Source organism: Azonexus hydrophilus (assembly GCF_001956855.1).
Taxonomy (GTDB): Bacteria; Pseudomonadota; Gammaproteobacteria; order Burkholderiales; family Rhodocyclaceae; genus Azonexus; species Azonexus hydrophilus_A.
Genome location: NZ_MTHD01000005.1, coordinates 1 through 18,141, shown reverse-complemented (window position 1 = coordinate 18,141; position 18,141 = coordinate 1). Strand labels below are relative to the sequence as shown.

General features: G+C 60.5%; 22 protein-coding genes. 12 read left to right on the top strand and 10 right to left on the bottom strand.

What is annotated here, in order from left to right:
* The first annotated feature begins 276 nt into the window (after nucleotides 1-276).
* Together BJN45_RS17680 and BJN45_RS13645 are read left to right on the top strand one after the other, a co-directional pair.
* Nucleotides 277-903, top strand: coding sequence for a hypothetical protein (locus BJN45_RS17680; RefSeq protein ID WP_139326352.1), 627 nt, complete (start codon nucleotides 277-279; stop codon nucleotides 901-903).
* A gap of 91 nt (nucleotides 904-994) precedes the next feature.
* Nucleotides 995-1,213, top strand: coding sequence for a hypothetical protein (locus tag BJN45_RS13645; protein WP_076096181.1), 219 nt, complete (start codon nucleotides 995-997; stop codon nucleotides 1,211-1,213).
* Between the two features lie 154 nt (nucleotides 1,214-1,367).
* On the opposite strand, the gene BJN45_RS13640 is transcribed toward BJN45_RS13645, so the two are convergent.
* Genes BJN45_RS13640 through BJN45_RS13630 form a run of 3 tightly spaced genes read right to left on the bottom strand, consistent with a single transcriptional unit; the run spans nucleotide 1,368 to nucleotide 2,728 of the window.
* A complete protein-coding gene (locus BJN45_RS13640) occupies nucleotides 1,368-1,595 on the bottom strand; it encodes a DUF2798 domain-containing protein (protein ID WP_076096180.1) in 228 nt (75 codons plus the stop codon).
* Nucleotides 1,596-1,610: 15 nt separating this feature from the next.
* The gene (locus tag BJN45_RS13635; protein WP_205750601.1) at nucleotides 1,611-2,237 is read right to left on the bottom strand and encodes a flavodoxin family protein; all 627 of its coding nucleotides are present in this window, start codon (nucleotides 2,235-2,237) and stop codon (nucleotides 1,611-1,613) included.
* Nucleotides 2,234-2,728, bottom strand: a complete 495-nt coding sequence (locus tag BJN45_RS13630; RefSeq protein WP_076096178.1) for a DUF2938 domain-containing protein — start codon at nucleotides 2,726-2,728, stop codon at nucleotides 2,234-2,236. Before BJN45_RS13630 ends, BJN45_RS13635 begins: the two co-directional genes overlap by 4 nt.
* Before the next feature lie 84 nt (nucleotides 2,729-2,812).
* Between BJN45_RS13630 and BJN45_RS13625 the strand changes: the two genes are divergently transcribed.
* Nucleotides 2,813-3,232, top strand: a complete 420-nt coding sequence (locus BJN45_RS13625; protein ID WP_076096725.1) for a helix-turn-helix domain-containing protein — start codon at nucleotides 2,813-2,815, stop codon at nucleotides 3,230-3,232.
* A gap of 244 nt (nucleotides 3,233-3,476) precedes the next feature.
* Here BJN45_RS13625 and BJN45_RS13620 read toward each other — a convergent pair whose 3' ends face one another.
* Nucleotides 3,477-4,403, bottom strand: a complete 927-nt coding sequence (locus tag BJN45_RS13620) for a LysR family transcriptional regulator (RefSeq protein WP_076096723.1) — start codon at nucleotides 4,401-4,403, stop codon at nucleotides 3,477-3,479.
* 77 nt (nucleotides 4,404-4,480) lie between these two features.
* Here BJN45_RS13620 and BJN45_RS13615 point away from each other — a divergent pair, with 77 nt between their 5' ends.
* From BJN45_RS13615 to BJN45_RS13595, 4 genes are all read left to right on the top strand, one after another.
* Nucleotides 4,481-5,218, top strand: a complete 738-nt coding sequence (locus tag BJN45_RS13615) for a sulfite exporter TauE/SafE family protein (RefSeq protein ID WP_076096177.1) — start codon at nucleotides 4,481-4,483, stop codon at nucleotides 5,216-5,218.
* A 325-nt stretch (nucleotides 5,219-5,543) separates the two neighbouring features.
* A complete protein-coding gene (locus BJN45_RS13605; RefSeq protein WP_076096173.1) occupies nucleotides 5,544-7,760 on the top strand; it encodes an OsmC domain/YcaO domain-containing protein in 2,217 nt (738 codons plus the stop codon).
* Nucleotides 7,742-8,578, top strand: a complete 837-nt coding sequence (locus tag BJN45_RS13600; RefSeq protein ID WP_076096171.1) for an AraC family transcriptional regulator — start codon at nucleotides 7,742-7,744, stop codon at nucleotides 8,576-8,578. The genes BJN45_RS13605 and BJN45_RS13600 overlap by 19 nt, the downstream gene beginning before the upstream one ends.
* A gap of 68 nt (nucleotides 8,579-8,646) precedes the next feature.
* Nucleotides 8,647-9,264: a LysE family translocator gene (locus BJN45_RS13595; protein WP_076096170.1), complete on the top strand. Its 618-nt coding sequence runs from the start codon at nucleotides 8,647-8,649 to the stop codon at nucleotides 9,262-9,264.
* A 7-nt stretch (nucleotides 9,265-9,271) separates the two neighbouring features.
* Here the strand turns inward: BJN45_RS13595 and BJN45_RS13590 are convergent, their stop codons facing one another.
* The 4 genes from BJN45_RS13590 to BJN45_RS13575 form a co-directional block, all read right to left on the bottom strand.
* A complete protein-coding gene (locus tag BJN45_RS13590; protein ID WP_076096168.1) occupies nucleotides 9,272-9,994 on the bottom strand; it encodes a uracil-DNA glycosylase family protein in 723 nt (240 codons plus the stop codon).
* 75 nt (nucleotides 9,995-10,069) lie between these two features.
* The gene (locus tag BJN45_RS13585) at nucleotides 10,070-11,761 is read right to left on the bottom strand and encodes a sensor domain-containing diguanylate cyclase (RefSeq protein ID WP_076096166.1); all 1,692 of its coding nucleotides are present in this window, start codon (nucleotides 11,759-11,761) and stop codon (nucleotides 10,070-10,072) included.
* A 131-nt stretch (nucleotides 11,762-11,892) separates the two neighbouring features.
* Entirely contained in the window at nucleotides 11,893-12,564 is a 672-nt protein-coding gene (locus BJN45_RS13580; RefSeq protein ID WP_076096721.1) for a glutathione S-transferase family protein, read from the bottom strand.
* Between the two features lie 35 nt (nucleotides 12,565-12,599).
* Complete coding sequence (locus BJN45_RS13575; protein ID WP_076096719.1) at nucleotides 12,600-13,022, bottom strand: VOC family protein; 423 nt, start codon at nucleotides 13,020-13,022, stop codon at nucleotides 12,600-12,602.
* Nucleotides 13,023-13,192: 170 nt separating this feature from the next.
* Here BJN45_RS13575 and BJN45_RS13570 point away from each other — a divergent pair, with 170 nt between their 5' ends.
* The 4 genes from BJN45_RS13570 to urtA all read left to right on the top strand — a co-directional run bounded on the left by BJN45_RS13570 (nucleotide 13,193) and on the right by urtA (nucleotide 15,982).
* Nucleotides 13,193-13,708: a phasin family protein gene (locus BJN45_RS13570; RefSeq protein ID WP_076096165.1), complete on the top strand. Its 516-nt coding sequence runs from the start codon at nucleotides 13,193-13,195 to the stop codon at nucleotides 13,706-13,708.
* Between the two features lie 84 nt (nucleotides 13,709-13,792).
* Nucleotides 13,793-13,990 carry a hypothetical protein gene (locus tag BJN45_RS13565; RefSeq protein WP_076096163.1) on the top strand — a complete coding sequence of 66 codons (198 nt, stop codon included), beginning with the start codon at nucleotides 13,793-13,795 and terminating at the stop codon, nucleotides 13,988-13,990.
* A 148-nt stretch (nucleotides 13,991-14,138) separates the two neighbouring features.
* Nucleotides 14,139-14,576, top strand: coding sequence for a hypothetical protein (locus BJN45_RS13560; protein WP_076096161.1), 438 nt, complete (start codon nucleotides 14,139-14,141; stop codon nucleotides 14,574-14,576).
* Nucleotides 14,577-14,719: 143 nt separating this feature from the next.
* The gene (urtA, locus tag BJN45_RS13555; protein ID WP_076096159.1) at nucleotides 14,720-15,982 is read left to right on the top strand and encodes an urea ABC transporter substrate-binding protein; all 1,263 of its coding nucleotides are present in this window, start codon (nucleotides 14,720-14,722) and stop codon (nucleotides 15,980-15,982) included.
* A gap of 53 nt (nucleotides 15,983-16,035) precedes the next feature.
* Here urtA and BJN45_RS13550 read toward each other — a convergent pair whose 3' ends face one another.
* The gene (locus BJN45_RS13550) at nucleotides 16,036-16,728 is read right to left on the bottom strand and encodes a Crp/Fnr family transcriptional regulator (protein WP_076096157.1); all 693 of its coding nucleotides are present in this window, start codon (nucleotides 16,726-16,728) and stop codon (nucleotides 16,036-16,038) included.
* 98 nt (nucleotides 16,729-16,826) lie between these two features.
* On the opposite strand from BJN45_RS13550, the gene BJN45_RS13545 reads away from it, so the two are divergent.
* The gene (locus tag BJN45_RS13545) at nucleotides 16,827-17,333 is read left to right on the top strand and encodes a DUF962 domain-containing protein (protein ID WP_076096717.1); all 507 of its coding nucleotides are present in this window, start codon (nucleotides 16,827-16,829) and stop codon (nucleotides 17,331-17,333) included.
* A gap of 48 nt (nucleotides 17,334-17,381) precedes the next feature.
* Here BJN45_RS13545 and BJN45_RS13540 read toward each other — a convergent pair whose 3' ends face one another.
* Nucleotides 17,382-18,020, bottom strand: coding sequence for an alpha/beta hydrolase (locus BJN45_RS13540; protein ID WP_076096155.1), 639 nt, complete (start codon nucleotides 18,018-18,020; stop codon nucleotides 17,382-17,384).
* Between the last annotated feature and the right edge of the window lie 121 nt (nucleotides 18,021-18,141).

Genomic DNA, 18,141 nt, shown 5'->3' with positions numbered 1-18,141 from the left:
TTTCGGAAGCGAAATTCCTAACCTGACTTCGTGTTCAAATTACGGAGTCAGGATTATGCAACAGAAATTTTTTGTGCTGGGAGTGCCGGTCTTCGCCAGGAAGCTTCCATCTGGGGATATGGCGGTATGGCACCCATTTAATTCCGATGTGCAGGCAGTGGTTGAGCCCATTTGTCGTGGGCGTGGCTACTGGCAACCGGATTTTACAAACTGGATTGTGAAATCCCCTCATACCAGTTCTGTCTTGCTTGAGTTGGCTGCAGTTGGGAGGTCGGTATGAGCAGAGGCCCTGCGCGTATTACCTGGGCGCTCGATATTCAGTCCGGCAAGTTGGTTAAGGCGGATCGTGCCGAGCATCGTCCAGGCAAGGGGCGCTATCGCTGTTTGGATGAGCGTTGTGCACGAGACTTAACCGTGGCACGGAACAGGCAAGGAAGACAGCATTTCAGGCATTTCCGGAATGGGCATTCGGATGGCTGTGCATTTCACGATTTTGCCAAGGGAAAGCATGAAGCAGCACAGCGTGTTCTGGCGACGCTATTTGCTGAAGCCTTACGTCGAAGGACGCCAATGCCGCTCATGGTTTTCAATACACCGGCAGGAATCCGAACTGTCCTTCCGTTTGTTCAGGCACACGAGGTTGTTACGGAGTGGCGCTGCCCCGATAGTGGCCGGAGGGTTGATTTGGCGTTGCTCGATCAAGCTGGGCAGCCGGTACTCCTAATCGAGGTATGGCATACCCATCCGGTGGATAGTGACAAGCGGAGCGACTTAACGTCCTACTGGTGGATTGAGGTTGAGGCAAACGATGTTTTGGCCGACACCGACAAGCTTCATATCCGCAATCACGACAATCTACCGCCGCAACTGGCATTGGCTTGGGAGCAGTTCGAGTTGTTTTGAGCGGAGAGGCATGTCGACAAAGGCCGAAGAGCGCTCCCCATCCGGTCTAACCCGCTATAGTTAGCCCACCACCTCCTCCCAAACCACTACCATGCTCTCCATCCTCATCGCCCTCATCCTCCTTCTCGCCGGTGTGGCGGCGGTCTATCTGCTGCTGAAGAACATGAACGAGGATGGCATCGACATTGCCGCACCGGGGAGTTGTCGGCGGGGTCGTTGCGGGGTGCCGGGGCGGCCGCTCGAAGAAAAGGCTGAGCAGATGCCACAACTGGCGGCGGATGCAGACAATCAGGTCAAGCCTGGGGCGTGAAGGGCCGGGTTCAAATTGGTTCGATTTTGCTTTCCGTGAACACAGAATACGAGTGTTCAGTCTGAGGCCTTCGATTTCATCAAGGAACTGAGCAGCGACGGTTTTTGCCAGAATATTGCGGTCGACCGCAATATTCTGGCAATTACACGAACACTCAAGTTTTCGTCACCAGAGTGCCAACGATTTTCTGCGTGAATGGTGCAACCAGCATGACCGTTGGAAATGCGATCAGCCAAGCGGTAATCCAAGCTGACATCCAGAGATCGAGAAGGCCATCAACCAGGCCAGCAGCACGGAGCGTGGCGATCCCGGAAACCAGGAGTGACATCATTCCGGAAAGAAGCAGGCTGAATAAAACAGGTCCATATTTTTTGGGAATCATGAGGTTTTCTCCTGATCAGTTTTGCGTTTCGTTTGAAATGCGGTGCGCCGTCTCGGCAAAATTGCGACCAAACATCCTGGCTGTCTTGATGTCGCCAGCAACAAAGGCGTCAGCTGCCGACGAATGCCCGGCCTGAGCCATCAAGCCGGACCATGAGCCCAGGCGGTTAGCGGCTTCGTCATAGGGAACTCCGCGATGTTGCTCCGGGAGGATGGGATTGCCGCTCCACAGCATTCCGTGTTGCATGCAGAAGGTGAACAAGGAGATCAACGTCGACTGCTTGTCACCGGCCGGAAGTGAAGAAACAGTGAAGCCGGCGGCCAGTTTTCCCTTGAGTTGCTGCGTGCGCCACAGCCCGCCAGTCGAATCCATGAAATTCTTGAAGGTCCCTGAAACACCGCCCAGATAGGTTGGTGAGCCCAGGAGCAAGCCATCGAACTCAAGCAGATTGTTGGGCTGCGATGTCAGTTCCTCGGCCCTGACGAGATGAACTTCGGTATCCGGGATGTCTCGTGCTCCCTCGGCGATATGCTGGGCAATATGCTCGGTATGGCCATGGGCGCTGTGGTAGATGACGGCTAGTTTTTTCATTTCACTGACTCCGGAAAAATTGGATTTCTTCGGTGGGGAATAGGCATTCATCGAAAAATCCATTCGATGACGCAAGCCGACAGGAATAGGCCAAGGCCAAAAATGCTGTGGTTGATCAGGCTTCTGATGCAGTTCTTGACGGGGCTGGGGGTCTTTGAAGCGGCCACCCCCAGCCCCATCGCTGGTTGCATGACCAGCAGCGGGAATGCCACTGTGCATACGCCCACCAGCAGCGCCATGCCGAGCGACGGCGCTCTGGTCCACGCAACACCGGAAATACTGATCAGCAGGAAGGCGAAGGCAATGCCCACTGCGTAATGGGTGATCCAGCCAAACGCGGCTTCATGGGCGATAGGTGATGCCTTGCCGATTGATGCATGCGCAATCCGGCCATGGAACAAATGCCCGACCCAACGCCCGATGAAGGCAAAATTCAGTGTCTGCACACCGATCCGCTTCAGGAACACCAGCCAGATATCCATGACCAAAGTGGCTCCGCACCCGATGAGGACGATCCTCGTGATTTCTTCAATTGATGCCATGGCACACTCCTTTGAACGTTGACGAACAGGACTCTGGCGTGCACTCTAGAAGTTGAAGTCGACTTCAAGTCAAGGGGTGTTTGGATGGATATTTCTGAAGTCAGTAAACAGACGGGGATCCCTTCATCGGCCCTGCGCTATTACGAACAAAAGGGACTCATTACCTCGGTTCGTGAAAAAGGGGAGCGGCGCCGCTACGCTCCAACCGTGCTTGATCAACTGGCCTTGATTGCTCTTGGTCAAGCTGCGGGGCTGGCGCTCGATGAAATTCGATCGATGCTGTCACCTTACGGACCGCCCAATATCGACAGGCAATTACTGGCAGCGAAGGCCGACGAAATTGATGCGCTGATCAAACGTTTGAGAGCAATGAGCAGCGGGCTGCGACATGCCGCAGCTTGCCCGGCGCCAAGCCATGTCGAGTGTCCGAGCTTTCAAAAGCTCTTGAAGGCGGCGGCAACGGGGGCGCTGGAAAAACGCTGGGGGAAAAAAATCTGCTGCTGAAGAACATAAACGAGGATGGCTTGACATTGCCGCGCCTGGGCGGTGTCGAGAAACCGCTGGAAGCAGTACGCATCAAGTGTTCAACCTGAAGTCTTCGATTTCATCGAGGAACTGAGCGGCGACGGTTTTTGCCCGAATATTGCGGTCGACCGCAATATTCGAGGGATTTTCATGTGGGAATATCGGCCTTGGGGCGAGAGCGCGAAGCATGTGAGCTCTTGTTTTCGGCCACAGCCGAACTTGCTTATCTCGCCAGAGCCGAGCCAGACAGATAATCAAGAAACACTGCGGCCGGGCCTTCCGGGACTGCATCGCTGGCAGTGCACAGCAGCAGCTTCCTGTTCGCCCACGGATCTTCAAGCGGCAACAGATCGATTTTCGGACTAGCCAAGCGCCTGGCCGTTGTCTCCGGAATAATCGCAATACCGACCTCATCGGCGACAAGACTCACCACGGTATCCAGGCTACGCACCCGTACCCGGTAGTGAATACCGCGCCCATATTGAATGGCCTGGTTTTGTATGAACCGGCTCAAGCCGCTTTCGGATGGCAGCCCCACAAAGGGATGCGTCAGGAGGTCGGCAAATTGTACGGATGTCGTTTGCCGAGGACGTCGAACGGAAGGAAATACTGCTACCAGCCGATCCTCCCGAAAAAAACGCGTGCTCAGGCCTTCGGTCCTGACATAGTCAGCAACAATTCCGATGTCAGCCTGCTCTTGCCGCATCGCCGAGAGCACATCCTGACTTCCAAGCTCACGCAGATCGATATCAACCTCCTGGTGTTCGGCCAGGAAACGGCCGATCAGCGGCGGCAAATATTCCGTCATCGCGGCGGTATTGCACAGAACCCGGACCGTGCTTCGAATTCCGTGCGCAAAGGCCGCCATTTCAGCGTGTAGAATTTCCAGTTCGCGCTCAAGCCGGCCCGCATGCCTCAGCAAGGTCCGACCGGCATCCGTCAGCCTGACCCCGAGCTTTGATCGATGAAGCAACTCCGTGCCCAGGGCATGCTCCATCTTCTGCAAGCGCGTGCTGGCGGCAGCCAGCGAGAGATGCATGCTTTCTGCCCCGCGGGTGATTGACCCCGCCTCGGCGATAGCCGCAAAAACGTGAAGGTCGTAAGTGGAGATGCGATGCGGCAAGAGGGATCGATTGAGGGGCACTGTCATCATCCTTCAAATTTGGCGAAGGATACCACCGCCAACATGTGATCGACAGATGGCATCCTCTCGATAATCATTCATGCATGAACACTGAAACATATTTGATCATAGCCGCCGTATTTCTGGCCGCCGGGGCGGTCAAGGGGATCTCCGGACTGGGACTACCGACCATTTCAATGGCGCTGCTCAGCTTGCTGATGTCACCGGCCAAAGCCGCAATGCTGATGGTCCTGCCTTCATTTGCGACCAATGTTGCGCAGTGTTTCGGTCCGCATTGGCGACGGCTGGTCAGAAAATTTTGGCCCATGTGGGCTTGCCTGGCTCTACTGACCCTCTTCAGCCCGCTTGCCAGCATAGAGGCTGAGGGAAGTCATGCCACTTCGATCCTCGGTTTTGTGCTGATTGCCTATGGAATCTGGGGCTTGTTGAAGCCGGGCCTTCCGGAAGCGCACAAACACGTCGGGTTGATCGGCGGAATCGTCGGTGCATTGTCCGGTGTGATTGCGGCAGCGACCGGCGTGTTCGTGATTCCGCTGGTTCCTTACATGCAGTCGCTGCGACTGGACAAGGAGGAGTTCATTCAAGGACTCGGCATCAGTTTCATGATTGCCACGGTCGCGTTGACCATCCGGCTTGGAGCGACCAACGCGGATGAACTGGTCGCCAATATTCCCGGCTGCACCACAGCGCTCGTTGCTGCCTTTGTCGGCCTCGGGATCGGTGCCCGACTGCGGGGCCGGATGAATCCGATCCAGTTTCAGCGCGCGCTTTATGGGGTCTTTGTCTTCCTTGGATTGATCATGACGGGGCGATCTTTGTGATGGTCCTCAAGGCTACGGATCAGGAGTCACCTGCGCACGCTCAAGGCCTGGAACGAGCGTACCGCATGGCGCTTGGCCTGGAAGCCGCCGCCCGCCAAAGGTTGGGCGATAGCGATCCACCTTTCATTGATTTGACGCAGTGGTTGCTTGCTTCGGAACTCCTTAACGTCCTTGATGAGCTTCGGACCGGGCTTCTGCGCTCAAGCCTCCCGGAAGAAGATGGAAGGTGCCCTGACGGAAGCGCATTGTTGTGCCCGGGAAACCCGGATAATGGCGGCCTCGCGTTGTAAAAACCCTGTTGCAAACGCCTTTTCTGGATCCACGCATGGAAATCAAGGTCAATTTTCTCGACAAGCTTCGTCAGGAAGCCAAGTTCGACGACTTCACGGTCATCGCCGATCAGTCGATCCGCTACAAGGGAGACGGCTCGGCGCCGGGGCCGTTCGATTACTTCCTGGCCTCGTCGGCCTTGTGCGCGGCCTACTTCGTCAAGCTCTACTGCGACACGCGCAACATCCCGACCGAGCACATCCGCCTGTCGCAGAACAACATCGTCGATCCGGAAAACCGCTACAAGCAGACCTTCAAGATCCAGGTCGAGCTGCCGCCGGACATTTCGGCCAAGGACCGGCTGGGCATTTTGCGCTCGATCGACCGCTGCACCGTCAAGAAGGTCGTGCAGACCGGGCCGGAGTTCGTCATCGAGGAAGTCGAGAACCTGGATGCCGATGCGCAGGCGCTGCTGACCATCAACCCGGATGCCGGCACGCAGACCTTCATCGCCGGCAAGGACCTGCCGCTGGAGCAGACCATCGCCAACATGTCGGCCCTGCTCGCCGGGCTGGGCATCAAGATCGAGATCGCCTCCTGGCGCAACCTGGTGCCCAACGTCTGGTCGCTGCACATCCGCGACGCGCATTCGCCGATGTGCTTCACCAACGGCAAGGGCGCGACCAAGGAAAGTGCGCTCGCTTCGGCGCTTGGCGAATACATCGAGCGCCTGAGCTGCAACCATTTCTACAACGACCAGTACTGGGGCGAGGAATTCGCCAACGCGCCCTTCGTCCATTACCCGAACGAGCGCTGGTTCAAGCCGGGTAAAAAAGACGCGCTGCCCAAGGGCCTGCTCGACGATTACTGCCTGGCAATCTACAACCCGGACGGCGAGCTGCGCGCCTCGCACCTGTTCGACACCAATTCCGGCAACACCGAACGCGGCGTCTGCGCGCTGCCCTACGTGCGCCAGTCGGACGGCGAGACGGTGTATTTCCCGACGAATCTGATCGACAACCTGTTTCTCAGCAACGGCATGAGCGCCGGCAACACGCTGGCCGAGGCGCAGGTGCAATGCCTGTCGGAAATCTTCGAGCGGGCGGTGAAACGCGAAATCCTCGAAGGCGAAATCGCGCTGCCCGATGTGCCGGCCGAGGTGCTGGCGAAATATCCGGGCATCGTCGCCGGCATTGCCGAGCTGGAAAACCAGGGCTTCCCGGTGCTGGTCAAGGATGCGTCGCTGGGCGGCGAATTCCCGGTGATGTGCGTGACCCTGATGAACCCGCGCACCGGCGGCGTCTTCGCCTCCTTCGGCGCGCATCCGAGCCTGGAAGTGGCGCTCGAACGCAGCCTCACCGAACTGCTGCAGGGCCGCAGCTTCGAAGGCCTCAACGACCTGCCGCGGCCAACCTTCGAGAGCAATGCCGTCACCGAGCCGAACAACTTCGTCGAGCACTTCATCGACTCCAGCGGCGTCGTCTCCTGGCGCTTCTTCAGCGCCAAAGCGGATTACGAATTCGTCGAATGGGATTTCTCCGGCCACGGCGAGAACTCCAACGCCGATGAAGCCGCCACGCTGTTCGGCATTCTCGAAGCCATGGGCAAGGAAGTGTACATGGCGGTCTACGACCAGTTGGGCGCCAACGCCTGCCGCATCCTGGTGCCCGGTTACTCGGAAATCTACCCGGTCGACGACCTGATCTGGGACAACACCAACAAGGCGCTGGCCTTCCGCGAAGACATCCTCAACCTGCACCGCCTTGACGACGCCGGCCTGGAAGCCTTGCTGGAGCGCCTGGAAGAGAGCGAGCTCGACGACTACACCGACATCATCACGCTGATCGGCGTCGAATTCGACGAGAACACCGACTGGGGCCAGCTGACCATCCTCGAACTCAAGCTCCTGATCAACCTCGCGCTGCAGGACTTCGAGGCGGCCAAGGAACAGGTCGAGGCCTACCTGCAGTACAACGAAAACACCGCCGAGCGTGGCCTGTTCTACCAGGCGGTCAACGTGGTGCTGGAAGTGCTGCTCGACGACGAACTGGAGCTGGACGATTACGTGGTGAATTTCCGCCGCATGTTCGGCAACGAGCGCATGGACGCCGTACTCGGCTCGGTCGACGGCAGCGTGCGCTTCCACGGCCTGACCCCGACCAGCATGAAACTCGAAGGACTGGACCGCCACCAGCGGCTGATCGACAGCTACCGCAAGGCGCACGCGGCGCGGGCGAAGGCAGGTGGCAGCGAATGCGGCGGAAAATCCTGAAAAAGTCAGCGCATCAATCCTGCGGCCAGCCCTGCTTTCACCGGCCGCCCGGGCTGCCTTTCGTCGAGGCACGCAGCGCCGCCGACTCGCAGGCCTGCTACCGGCCGCACGCCCATGCTGAATGGTCGATTGGTACGGTCGACGCCGGTCACAGCCGGTTTTCCGTCGCCGGCGCCGAGTACCGCCTGGGCCCCGGCGACCTAGTGCTGCTGCCGCCCGGGCTGGTCCATGCCTGCAACCCGGAGGAGCGCGCCGCCTGGAGCTACCGCATGCTCTACCTCGACGCCGCCTGGATGCGCGATTTCCTCGCCGGCTCGCCAGCCGCTGCGGCGCTGGCCGAACAGCCCTGGCGCATCGTCGGCGACGCAGTGGCCTATCGCCATTTCGGCGACACCTTCGCGGCAGTCAACGAGACGACGTCGGCAAATCATTTTGCCGACTGCCTCGGCCAACTGCTCACCGCGCTCGCCGGTCAGCCACTGAAAACACCGGCCACAGCAAGCGTTCCCGCCGGCATTGCCGCTGTCCGCGACTGGCTCGATGCGCATTGCGACGAGACGATCCCGTTGGCCGAACTCGCCGCCATCGCCGGGCTCAGCCGTTACCAGTTGATCCGCCGCTTCGTCCGCCACACCGGCATGACGCCGCATGCCTACCAGCTTGACCGCCGCATCCAGCGCGCCCGCCGGCTACTCGCCGCCGGTGCGCCGATCTGCGATACCGCGCTGGCGGTGGGTTTTGCCGACCAGAGCCACTTTCACCGCAGTTTCCGCGAACGCGTCGCGGCCACCCCGGGGCAATACGGCCGCCGCCGCTGAGCGGCGCAATTTCGTCCAATACCGGCCGGCACCGGCTGGCGATACTCCGCCCATTTGCGGAAGCCGCCATGTCCTTCGACTTCACCCAGTTCGGCCTCGTTGCCGCTGCCCACTTCGTCGCCCTGCTCAGCCCCGGGCCGGATTTCTTCCTGATCATGCGTACGCGCATCGTGCATGGCCTGCGCCCGGCGCTCGCGACCAGCCTCGGCATTGCCCTCGCCAACGCCGCCTACATCGCGCTGGCGCTGACCGGCGTGTCGCTGCTGGCGCGCTTTCCGCTGCTTTTCGCGGCCCTCAAGTGGGCTGGCTGTCTCTACCTGCTCTGGCTCGGCCTGCTTTTCCTGCGCAGCGACGGCCAGTTGACGGTTCCGTCAGCGCCGGGAACGCCACGGGAAAGGCTTGCCCCGAATTTCGTCCAGGGTTTCCTCTCCGGCATCCTCAACCCGAAAAACTCGTTGTTCTACACGCTGCTCTTCGGCGCCATCGTCGCGCCCGCCACGCCGGCCGGCGAGCAGGCGCTCTACGGGTTGTGGATGGTCGGCGCAGTCTTCGCCTGGGACGCCGCGATCGCCCGCGGCGTCGGCCAGCCCCGGCTGCTAGCCTGGTTCCGGCGCCATCTGCGACACATCGAACGCGGCTCCGGCGTGGTCATGATCGCCCTCGCCGCCGCCATCGCCTGGCGCTGAACGTCGATCAGCCCCAGATGCCCAGTTCAACAAGCTGTTTCGTCGCTGCCGGTGCCCAGCCGCGATTGGCTGCCGGACTGGCCGGGCTGGGGTGCAGGATGCGGCCGAAGCGTACCGGCAAGCCATCCAGCGCAAGCATCGCGCGCTTTTCCGCCCAGGCGCCGACACCGATCACCCATTCCGCTTGCAGGGCTTCGACCATGCGCCGCAGATGCGCGTCGCAGGCAGCCTGCAGCGGCCCGGCTTCGGCCGCCGGCAGTTTGTCCGGCGTCAGGTTGCGGCCGTCTTCGAAGAACACCAGCGGGCAGTAGTTGGCGACGAAATGCTCGGCGAAGAAGGCTTCCGGCGTGCCGAAGCGCTCGCGGAACAGCCCCCACAGCCGCTGCCCGCTGACTTCGCCGCGCTTGCAGGCGAAGCCTTCCACCAGCTTCTTGGGATTTTCCTGCGCCGGCTTGCCAACCGGGCCTGCCAGCCCGAGCCAGTCGCGCACGGCGGCGATTTCGCCGAAAGGCACGCCGGTCTGCGCCATGCCGAACGGTCCCGGATTCATGCCCAGAAAAACCACGCGCTTGCTGCTGGCGCCAAAACGCTCCAGGTAGGCCCGATGCACCGGCCAGGCGTAGTCGAGCGGGTTGTAAACATGGCTGACCGGGGCGGCGAAGCGCATGGCATCGACCTGCGCAGAAAGCGCCTGGGCGGCGTCGACAAGTTGGGTGGCTATCGAAGTCATCGGAAACGGGAGACGTGGGAAAGCGGGCGATTATCCCAGATCAGCATTATCTTGCTCACCCGTGGTGGCAGATGATCAGCCCGCCACGCCAGCGTCGAACACGACGCGGTTGCGCCCGCCCTGCTTCGCCGCGTACAGCAAGCGGTCGGCAACATGCAGCGCCGCCTCTTCATCTGCATCGGTCAGCGTCGGCACATGGACGCCGATGCTCAGCGTCACTGTGCCGGCCGGCGCTATCGGCGTCGCTTCGACAACACTGCGAATCTTTTCGGCCACGCGAGCAGCCTGTTCAAGATCGGTCGCTGGCAGGATGACCATGAACTCCTCGCCTCCGACCCGGCCGACAAAATCCGAAGCGCGCAGCGTCGACCGCAACAGGCCGGCAACATGGCGCAATACCGCATCGCCGGCCGGATGACCCCAGGTGTCGTTGACCTTCTTGAAGTAATCTATGTCCATGATCATCAAGGCGTAAGCCACGCCAGTCCGCCGGAAGCGCACGAACTCCTCGGCCAGCCGTTCGTTCGAGAACATCCGGTTGGCCAGTCCGGTCAAGGCATCGGTACGCGCCAGCAACTGCAGCTCGGCGTTGAGGCGGCTCAGTTCAGCGGTCCGCTCGGCCACCTTGTCTTCCAGTTCGTGATTGGCGGCAAGCAAAGCCGATTTCTGGTCCATCAATGTCTGCGCCATGCCACCAAGCGCTTGCGACAGGCATTGCAGTTCCTGGGTATGTACGCTGACGGCAAAATCGACGTGTTCATCACCGCGCTCGATGCGTCTGGCGATGTCGGTCAACTGGGCAAGCGGCCGACTGACCCGCGCGGCACCAATCCAGGCGAAGATCAGGAAGACGACAAGCGCCACCAGCGTCGTCAGCAGGATCACCCGCTGCAGTTCGGCCACGCCAGCCAGCACGACATCCCGGGGCTGGCGCACGACGACCCGCCAGCCCAGCGTATCGCCGCTCGGCTCGGCGACCGCATGCGCCGCCGTCAGGTAGGGCTGGACGCCCCCCCAGTCCTGAAAGCCGTCAGCCTGCTTGCCGTTACTGCCCCGTGCCGGCACCCGGGTATCGGCGAAACCGCCTTCGGGGTAGATGATCTGATCGTCGCGGCTGACGATGAAGACTTCGATCGCATCCTCCGCCGCATTGAGCGGCACCACCGCACGCAGGATATAACCGGCCCACTGCCAGTGGGCATGGGCCGCGAGCACACCGCGCAGGTTGCCGGCATCGTCGTAGACCGGTGAGGCGAAATCGATGAAGCGCACGACCTGTCCCGGATACTCGCTGGACAGCAGCTTGGCCAGCAACTTCGCTTCGTGCAGGTCACCGACATGGACACCATGACGCCCGTGCTCGAACCACGGACGGGCGGCCGCATCGATACCGACCAGCTGGCCGCCGGTCGCCGCACGGATGCGCCCGGCCGTATCGGTCAGGCCGATCCATGAGTAATGCTGATAGGAACGTTTCAGGCGATCGAGGCCGGCGTTGATGTTCGGACTGTCGAGCGGTTCGGTGCGAAAAGCCGTTGTCTGCGCCAGCAATTCGATTTCGCGACGCCGCTCGATGAGGTTCTCGGCGAGTACCGTTGCCGTCGCCATCGCCAGCGAGTGCAGGTTTTCCTGACGGTCGGCAATCAGTTGGTCGCGGTGGATGCTGCTGCTGTAGAGATAGAGCGGCAACCCCACCACCAGCGTCAACAGGCCGAAAACGACGACCAGAAGATTGCGGAAGGAACGGGGAAGCACGCGGGTGGGCATGATTTCAAATGCGTCGGGAAGTGACAAAAATGTAACACCTTCCCGAGCGCTTTTGGGCCCCCGGCAAAAATCAGTTTTTTTGCGGTCGACCGCAAAAATGCCAGAAAAATGCCGTCGACCGCGGCATTGAGCTAGCGCGGACCGCCGTACTCGTCGGCCAGGCCGTCGTAATGTGCATGCGCCTCGGTTTCCAGCAGCGCCGCCGCATACCATTCGCGCATCGCCGGATGGGCAAGCACGGCGTCGCGCCAGGCGGCGGCAACCGGCGGCAGCGCCACGTTGTAGATGTGAAAACGCCAGGCAACCGGCGCGAACATCGCATCGGCCACCGAGAAATCGCCGAACAGCCAGTGTCCGTCACCACCGGCGAAGTTGTTGCGCGCGTCTTCCCAGATCTCGACGATACGGTCGATGTCCCGCTGCACTTCCGGGCTGGCCGGCTTGCCCTTGAGTCTGAGCTTGAGGTTCATCGGCATTGCCTTGCGCAGGTGCATGAAACCCGAGTGCATTTCGGCGCAAACACTGCGCGCGCGGGCCCGCGCCTTGCGTTCGGCAGGCCACATCTGCGGGTGGCGCTCGGCCAGGTATTCGGCAATGGCCAGGCTGTCCCAGATCTGGAAACCGTCATCGTGCAGGCAGGGCACGCGGGCGTTGCCGGCGATCGGCTTGAGCGCCGGGTTGTAATCGCGGCCGGCAACCGAAACCATGTGCTCAACAAAGGGAACGCCGAAATGCTGCATCAGCAGCCAGGGGCGCAAGGACCACGAAGAGTAGTTCTTGTTGCCGAGATGGAGGTCGTACATGGTTTTTCCTTTTTTCACGGGGTTGACCGCAACATTCAAGGCAGACGGATGAAACCGTCGGCGTCGAGCGGGATGAAGGGGTTATGGCAGATTTCCCAGAGAAAACCGTCGGGATCGGCGAAGTAGCCGCGAAAACCACCCCAGAACACCTTGCCGGCCGGCTGCGTCAAGGTCGCGCCGGCAGCGACGGCCTCGTCAAGCAAGGCAGTGACCGCGGCCTCGGAAGCGACATTGTGGGCCAGCGCAAAACCGGGGAAGCCGCTGCCTTCGGCCGGCAGCGCCGCATCCTCGGCCAGTTCGGCGCGCGGGAACAGGCCGAAGGCCACCGTCCCGGCCTGGAAGAAGGCGACTCCCGCCTGGCTGGCTGACGATTCGCGCCAGCCGAGTGCCTTGTAGAATGCCCGGCTGCGCGCCAGGTCGCGAACACCGAGGGTGATGAAACTGATGCTTTGCCGCATGGCGTCGCCTTTCAAATCGCTTTTACCGGATAAACGGGGACATTCTATTACCGGCATTTTCGGCCCGGCAAAAAATACCAGGTAAATTTTTGCTGCAGTGCACAATTTTCCCAGCCAATAGGCTATACTGGTTCCTGAAACATCCACAATCGATATCAAAGGAGCCATTCATGACCATCAATACCGAACAATTCGCCGCTGCCAACAAGGCCACCGTTGACTCCCTGCTGTCGGTTGCCAATACGGCACTGGCTTCCGCCGAGCGCATCGCTGCCCTGAACCTGAACACCGCCCGCGCCGCTCTGGAAGACACCGTTTCCGGCGTCAAGACCGTGATGGACGCGAAGGACCCGCAAGCCGCCCTGGCCGCCCAGAAGGCACTGGCCCAACCGGCTGTCGAGAAGGCTGTTGCCTACTCGCGCTCGGTCTACGAAATTACCGCCCAGACCCAGCAGGAACTGGCCAAGATGGTCGAAGCCCAGTTCAGCGACTTCCAGAAGTCGATGGCCGGCATGCTCGAAATGGCTGCCAAGTCCGCACCGGCTGGTTCTGAAGGTGCCGTTGCCGCAATCCAGAATGCCATCGCTGCCGCCAATTCCGCTTTCGGCAACATGAACTCGGTCGCCAAGCAGTTCTCCGAAGCTGCCCAGAAGAACATCGCTGCTGCCGTCAAGCAAGGCAAGTAAGTCGCCGGGCACACCGAACAAAAGGCCCCGCGAAACCCGCGGGGCCTTTTTCTTGGTGCCACCGCCAACCCCACGGAGAACCCCATGCCGGATGATAACTATACCGACGCAGAACTCGACAGCATGCTGCATGCAGCGCTGGGCGGACTGACGCCGCACCAGGCACTGATCCAGGCATCGCTCGCAGAATCCGCCAACGTGGACGAACGCGCCGCTGCGATTGCCAAAAACCGGGAACGGGCGCTGCGCTTGCTCGAAGCCATCGAGAAATCGCAAGACTGACATTCCTGTCAGGTCATCACGAGAAGACCGGCATTTATGCCGGCTTTCCCGAAAAAACCGTCTATACTCAAAATACTCGACAAAATTCATCGAGTATTGCCCTGAAGTCAGGGGCCGCAACGCAACAGTCACCCCCGGGGAAACGCGTATGCAGTTGATCTGTGACGAAGCCGTTGAACGCATGCACCGCGACCATGCCTACATGCTTGACCTGATCCACCGGATCAAGGCCTCCTGTGACCGTAGCGACAAGATCGACAATTGCCGCGACTGCCAGTCGAACCACCGCGAGTTCTGCCACAGCAACATCGAGCAACTGGTCAGGGCCTTCGTCGAAGCCACGCTCAAGCACAACGCCATCGAATCCCTGTACATGGCGGAAAGCGTTCCCAAGGCACATCGCATTGCCCACAACAACGCCCATCTGGTCATCGCGGAACAGTTGCGGGCGATCCGTGTCATCTTCACCGAAGACGGCAACTGCGTGCTGGCGATTCATGGCATCGACAAAGTCCTGCAAACGCTGCAATCCCATTTCCAGGAATTCGACCGGCACCTCGAAGACTACCTGACAGCGCACGCCTGACGACCTTCGTCGAGGGCCGTTCGCCTGAATACGCAGCCCTACGCAATCTAACGTATTTGCCCCGAAGCTCAGCCTCCTTAATCTGACGTTGCACCGCAGCAAACAGTTTTCCGTAACGTCAAATTTCAGTCCAAGGAGTTCTCATGAGCAATCGTCGCACTTTCATCAAGGCCACCGTCCTTGCCGCCGCCCTGTCCTCCATCGGCATGGCCGCCCACGCCGCGGACACCATCAAGGTCGGCATCCTGCACTCGCTGTCCGGCACCATGGCCATTTCCGAAACGGCGCTGAAGGAAACCGCGCTGATGGCCATCGAGGAAATCAACGCCAAGGGCGGCGTGCTCGGCAAGAAGCTCGAGCCGGTCGTCGTCGATCCCGCCTCCAACTGGCCGCTGTTCGCCGAAAAGGCCCGCCAGCTGCTGAGCCAGGACAAGGTCGCCGTCACCTTCGGCTGCTGGACCTCGGTCTCGCGCAAATCGGTCCTGCCGGTTTACAAGGAACTCAACGGCCTGCTCTTCTACCCGGTTCAGTACGAAGGTGAAGAACTCGAGAAGAACGTCTTCTACACCGGCGCCGCCCCCAACCAGCAAGCCATCCCGGCCGTCGAATACCTGATGTCCAAGGACGGCGGCGAAGCCAAGCGCTTCGTGCTGCTCGGCACCGACTACGTCTATCCGCGTACCACCAACAAGATCCTGCGCGCCTTCCTGAAGTCCAAGGGCGTTGCCGACGCCGACATCATGGAGGAGTACACCCCGTTCGGCCATAGCGATTACCAGACCATCATCGCCAAGATCAAGCAGTTCTCGTCGCAGGGCAAGAAGACCGCCGTCGTGTCGACCATCAACGGTGACTCCAACGTGCCGTTCTACAAGGAACTGGGCAATGCCGGCCTGAAGGCCACCGACGTGCCGGTCGTCGCCTTCTCGGTCGGCGAAGAGGAACTGCGCGGCGTCGATACCAAGCCGCTGGTCGGCCACCTGGCGTCGTGGAACTATTTCATGTCGATCAAGAACCCGGAAAACGCCAAGTTCGTGAAGATGTACCGCGACTGGGCGAAGAAGCAGAAGCTGCCGAACGCCGACAAGGTCGTCACCAACGACCCGATGGAAGCCACCTACATCGGCATCCACATGTGGAAGCAGGCCGTCGAGAAGGCCAAGTCCACCGATACCGACAAGGTCATCGCCGCCATGGCCGGCCAGACCTTCAAGGCACCATCGGGCATCGTCTCGAAGATGGACGAGAAGAACCATCACCTGCACAAGTCGGTGTTCATCGGCGAAGTGAAGGCCGACGGCCAGTTCAACGTCGTCTGGAAGACCAAGGGTCCGGTCCGCGCCCAGCCGTGGAGCCCGTACATCGAAGGCAACGACAAGAAGAAGGACGTGCCGGACAGCAAGTAAGCCGGAACTGTCAGTCGCAGAAAAACGGGAGCTTCGGCTCCCGTTTTTCTGTTTCAGGGAAGCTGCCGGCGCAATGCTGCCAGATCAAGGATGCGGATGTCGCTGCGCCCGATGCGCAGGATGCCTGCAGCCTCGAAACGCCGCAGGATCAGGTTCACCGTCTGGCGCGTCACCGCCACCATCTGCCCGAGTTGTTCCTGCGAGATGCGGATGCTGTCGCCAGCGTCGCCTTTCGGCTCACCGTAGCCCTCGGCGATCGCCAGCAGACGTCGGGCCAGCCGCACCTGGGCCGGCTGCAGGGCAGCATCATCGAACAAGGTCAGCAGATACCGTATCTTGTGCGTCAGCAGACGCCCGAGTTCCTGCCAGTGCCGGGGCTCACGTTCGAGCAGCGCCTGCAGCGGCGCCAGCGGCAGATGCAGCACACAGCTCTCACCCTCGCTGTGTGCATCGTGGGTCCGTCGATTGCCGTCGAACAAGGTGATCTCCCCGAACCAGTGCGGGGCCTCGAAGAAATTCAGGATGGCCTCGCGGCCATCCTCGGAAACGGTCGTGATGCGGATGCTGCCTTCGATGACCGAGAACAGGCCATCGGCCAGCGCACCACGGGCGAACAGACATTGCCCATGCGTCAGCCGGAGCACGCGCGACATGGCGATCAGCTCTCCCTGAAGCCCGGTCGGCAGCGAGGAGAACCATGAACCGGAACGAATGATGGCGAGTTGTTGTGAGGTGGGTGCAGACATTGGTAACTGGCAAACAGGCTGTGTCGGGTAGCCGACGGAGAACTGCCGCCGGCACATGCCATGATGCGAAAAAATCACAACACCCAATGGAGACTACCGTGAAGACCCTGGAGGATCAACTCGCCCAGTACGCGGCTTACCACCGCGATGCCCGCAACATTTTCACGCACTTCTTCGGCATCCCGCTGATCGTGCTTGCCATCGCCGTCCTGCTCTCACGCCCCGCCCTGGACGCGGGTGGCCTGAGCATCAGCCCGGCGCTGGTACTTTCCCTCGGCGTTGCCGTGTATTACCTGCGCCTGGATCTCTCCCTCGGCCTGCTGATGTCGGTGCTGCTCGCGCTGTCGGTCGCTTTCGGCCACTGGGCCGCAGTGCAGCCGACCGGCATCTGGCTGGCCATCGGCATCGGTGGTTTTGTCGCCGGCTGGATCATCCAGTTCGTCGGCCACTGGTTCGAGGGGCGCAAGCCGGCATTTGTCGACGATATCGTCGGGCTGATCATCGGCCCCCTGTTCGTTGCCGTTGAACTGCTGTTCAAGCTGGGTTTGCTGAAGCCGCTGCAACAGGAAATCGATCGTCGGGCCGGACCGGTCCGGCAGAAATGAAAACGGGGGCCATGCCCCCGTTTTCATTTTCGTAACAGGTTCGCCGGTTTACTGATTGAGCAAACCGAGCACATCCTGCACCAGATCAGCCTTTTCGCTGATCAGATCACTGACCGCATGACCCCGGCCACCCAACTCGATCTTCACTTTTGGCTCGGCCGACTTGGCAAAGGCATCCGGTTGCCAGGCAGCCCAGCGATCGTTCTTGTTGTAGGCAAACAGCTTCTTGGTCTGCGTCATCGGCAGCCCCTGATTGTCTACTGAACAAAACTGGATCACCGTATTGAACGTGCCGTCATCCTGGCTGCGCGCATAGTTGGCTGCCAGTTCGCCGCCGCGGCTGTGCCCCATCAGGGAAATCTTCTTGGCACCGGTCTCCCTGGCGTGCGCCACGGCAGCAGCCACTTCGGTAAAACCAGCGCCAGCCTGCCCGGCCCAGTTAACCGCAATGACACGGAAGCCTGCGTTGGCCAGCGCCTGGCCCATTTCTCCACCCTTGCCGCCAAAGAAAAAGCGACGATCGTTCCCTCCCGCACCATGCAGGGCGATGACGACATGCTCGCCCTCACCCATGGTCATCACGGAAATGTTGTTTTCACCGCTCTTGATCACGGTATCGACCTGGGCAACAGCGCCGACAGAAGTCAGCAATGCGGCACAACCAACGACAATCCATTTCTTGAACATTTTTGTTTTCTCCCTTGAACGGAAATAAGAGCAGGATGTGAAACAACCTGCTGCCGACGGGATGTTAGCCAAAAATCGATTCGCATACACCCAGCAATCGACCTAGGGGTGGGGGTGGGGG

Excerpts from the sequence above, each read along its gene's own strand:
- BJN45_RS17680 (WP_139326352.1), top strand. The coding sequence starts at position 277 with ATGAGCAGAGGCCCTGCGCGTATTACCTGGGCGCTCGATATTCAGTCC.
- BJN45_RS13645 (WP_076096181.1), top strand. The coding sequence starts at position 995 with ATGCTCTCCATCCTCATCGCCCTCATCCTCCTTCTCGCCGGTGTGGCG.
- BJN45_RS13640 (WP_076096180.1), bottom strand. The coding sequence starts at position 1,595 with ATGATTCCCAAAAAATATGGACCTGTTTTATTCAGCCTGCTTCTTTCC.
- BJN45_RS13635 (WP_205750601.1), bottom strand. The coding sequence starts at position 2,237 with ATGAATGCCTATTCCCCACCGAAGAAATCCAATTTTTCCGGAGTCAGT.
- BJN45_RS13630 (WP_076096178.1), bottom strand. The coding sequence starts at position 2,728 with ATGGCATCAATTGAAGAAATCACGAGGATCGTCCTCATCGGGTGCGGA.
- BJN45_RS13625 (WP_076096725.1), top strand. The coding sequence starts at position 2,813 with ATGGATATTTCTGAAGTCAGTAAACAGACGGGGATCCCTTCATCGGCC.
- BJN45_RS13620 (WP_076096723.1), bottom strand. The coding sequence starts at position 4,403 with ATGACAGTGCCCCTCAATCGATCCCTCTTGCCGCATCGCATCTCCACT.
- BJN45_RS13615 (WP_076096177.1), top strand. The coding sequence starts at position 4,481 with ATGAACACTGAAACATATTTGATCATAGCCGCCGTATTTCTGGCCGCC.
- BJN45_RS13605 (WP_076096173.1), top strand. The coding sequence starts at position 5,544 with ATGGAAATCAAGGTCAATTTTCTCGACAAGCTTCGTCAGGAAGCCAAG.
- BJN45_RS13600 (WP_076096171.1), top strand. The coding sequence starts at position 7,742 with ATGCGGCGGAAAATCCTGAAAAAGTCAGCGCATCAATCCTGCGGCCAG.
- BJN45_RS13595 (WP_076096170.1), top strand. The coding sequence starts at position 8,647 with ATGTCCTTCGACTTCACCCAGTTCGGCCTCGTTGCCGCTGCCCACTTC.
- BJN45_RS13590 (WP_076096168.1), bottom strand. The coding sequence starts at position 9,994 with ATGACTTCGATAGCCACCCAACTTGTCGACGCCGCCCAGGCGCTTTCT.
- BJN45_RS13585 (WP_076096166.1), bottom strand. The coding sequence starts at position 11,761 with ATGCCCACCCGCGTGCTTCCCCGTTCCTTCCGCAATCTTCTGGTCGTC.
- BJN45_RS13580 (WP_076096721.1), bottom strand. The coding sequence starts at position 12,564 with ATGTACGACCTCCATCTCGGCAACAAGAACTACTCTTCGTGGTCCTTG.
- BJN45_RS13575 (WP_076096719.1), bottom strand. The coding sequence starts at position 13,022 with ATGCGGCAAAGCATCAGTTTCATCACCCTCGGTGTTCGCGACCTGGCG.
- BJN45_RS13570 (WP_076096165.1), top strand. The coding sequence starts at position 13,193 with ATGACCATCAATACCGAACAATTCGCCGCTGCCAACAAGGCCACCGTT.
- BJN45_RS13565 (WP_076096163.1), top strand. The coding sequence starts at position 13,793 with ATGCCGGATGATAACTATACCGACGCAGAACTCGACAGCATGCTGCAT.
- BJN45_RS13560 (WP_076096161.1), top strand. The coding sequence starts at position 14,139 with ATGCAGTTGATCTGTGACGAAGCCGTTGAACGCATGCACCGCGACCAT.
- urtA (WP_076096159.1), top strand. The coding sequence starts at position 14,720 with ATGAGCAATCGTCGCACTTTCATCAAGGCCACCGTCCTTGCCGCCGCC.
- BJN45_RS13550 (WP_076096157.1), bottom strand. The coding sequence starts at position 16,728 with ATGTCTGCACCCACCTCACAACAACTCGCCATCATTCGTTCCGGTTCA.
- BJN45_RS13540 (WP_076096155.1), bottom strand. The coding sequence starts at position 18,020 with ATGTTCAAGAAATGGATTGTCGTTGGTTGTGCCGCATTGCTGACTTCT.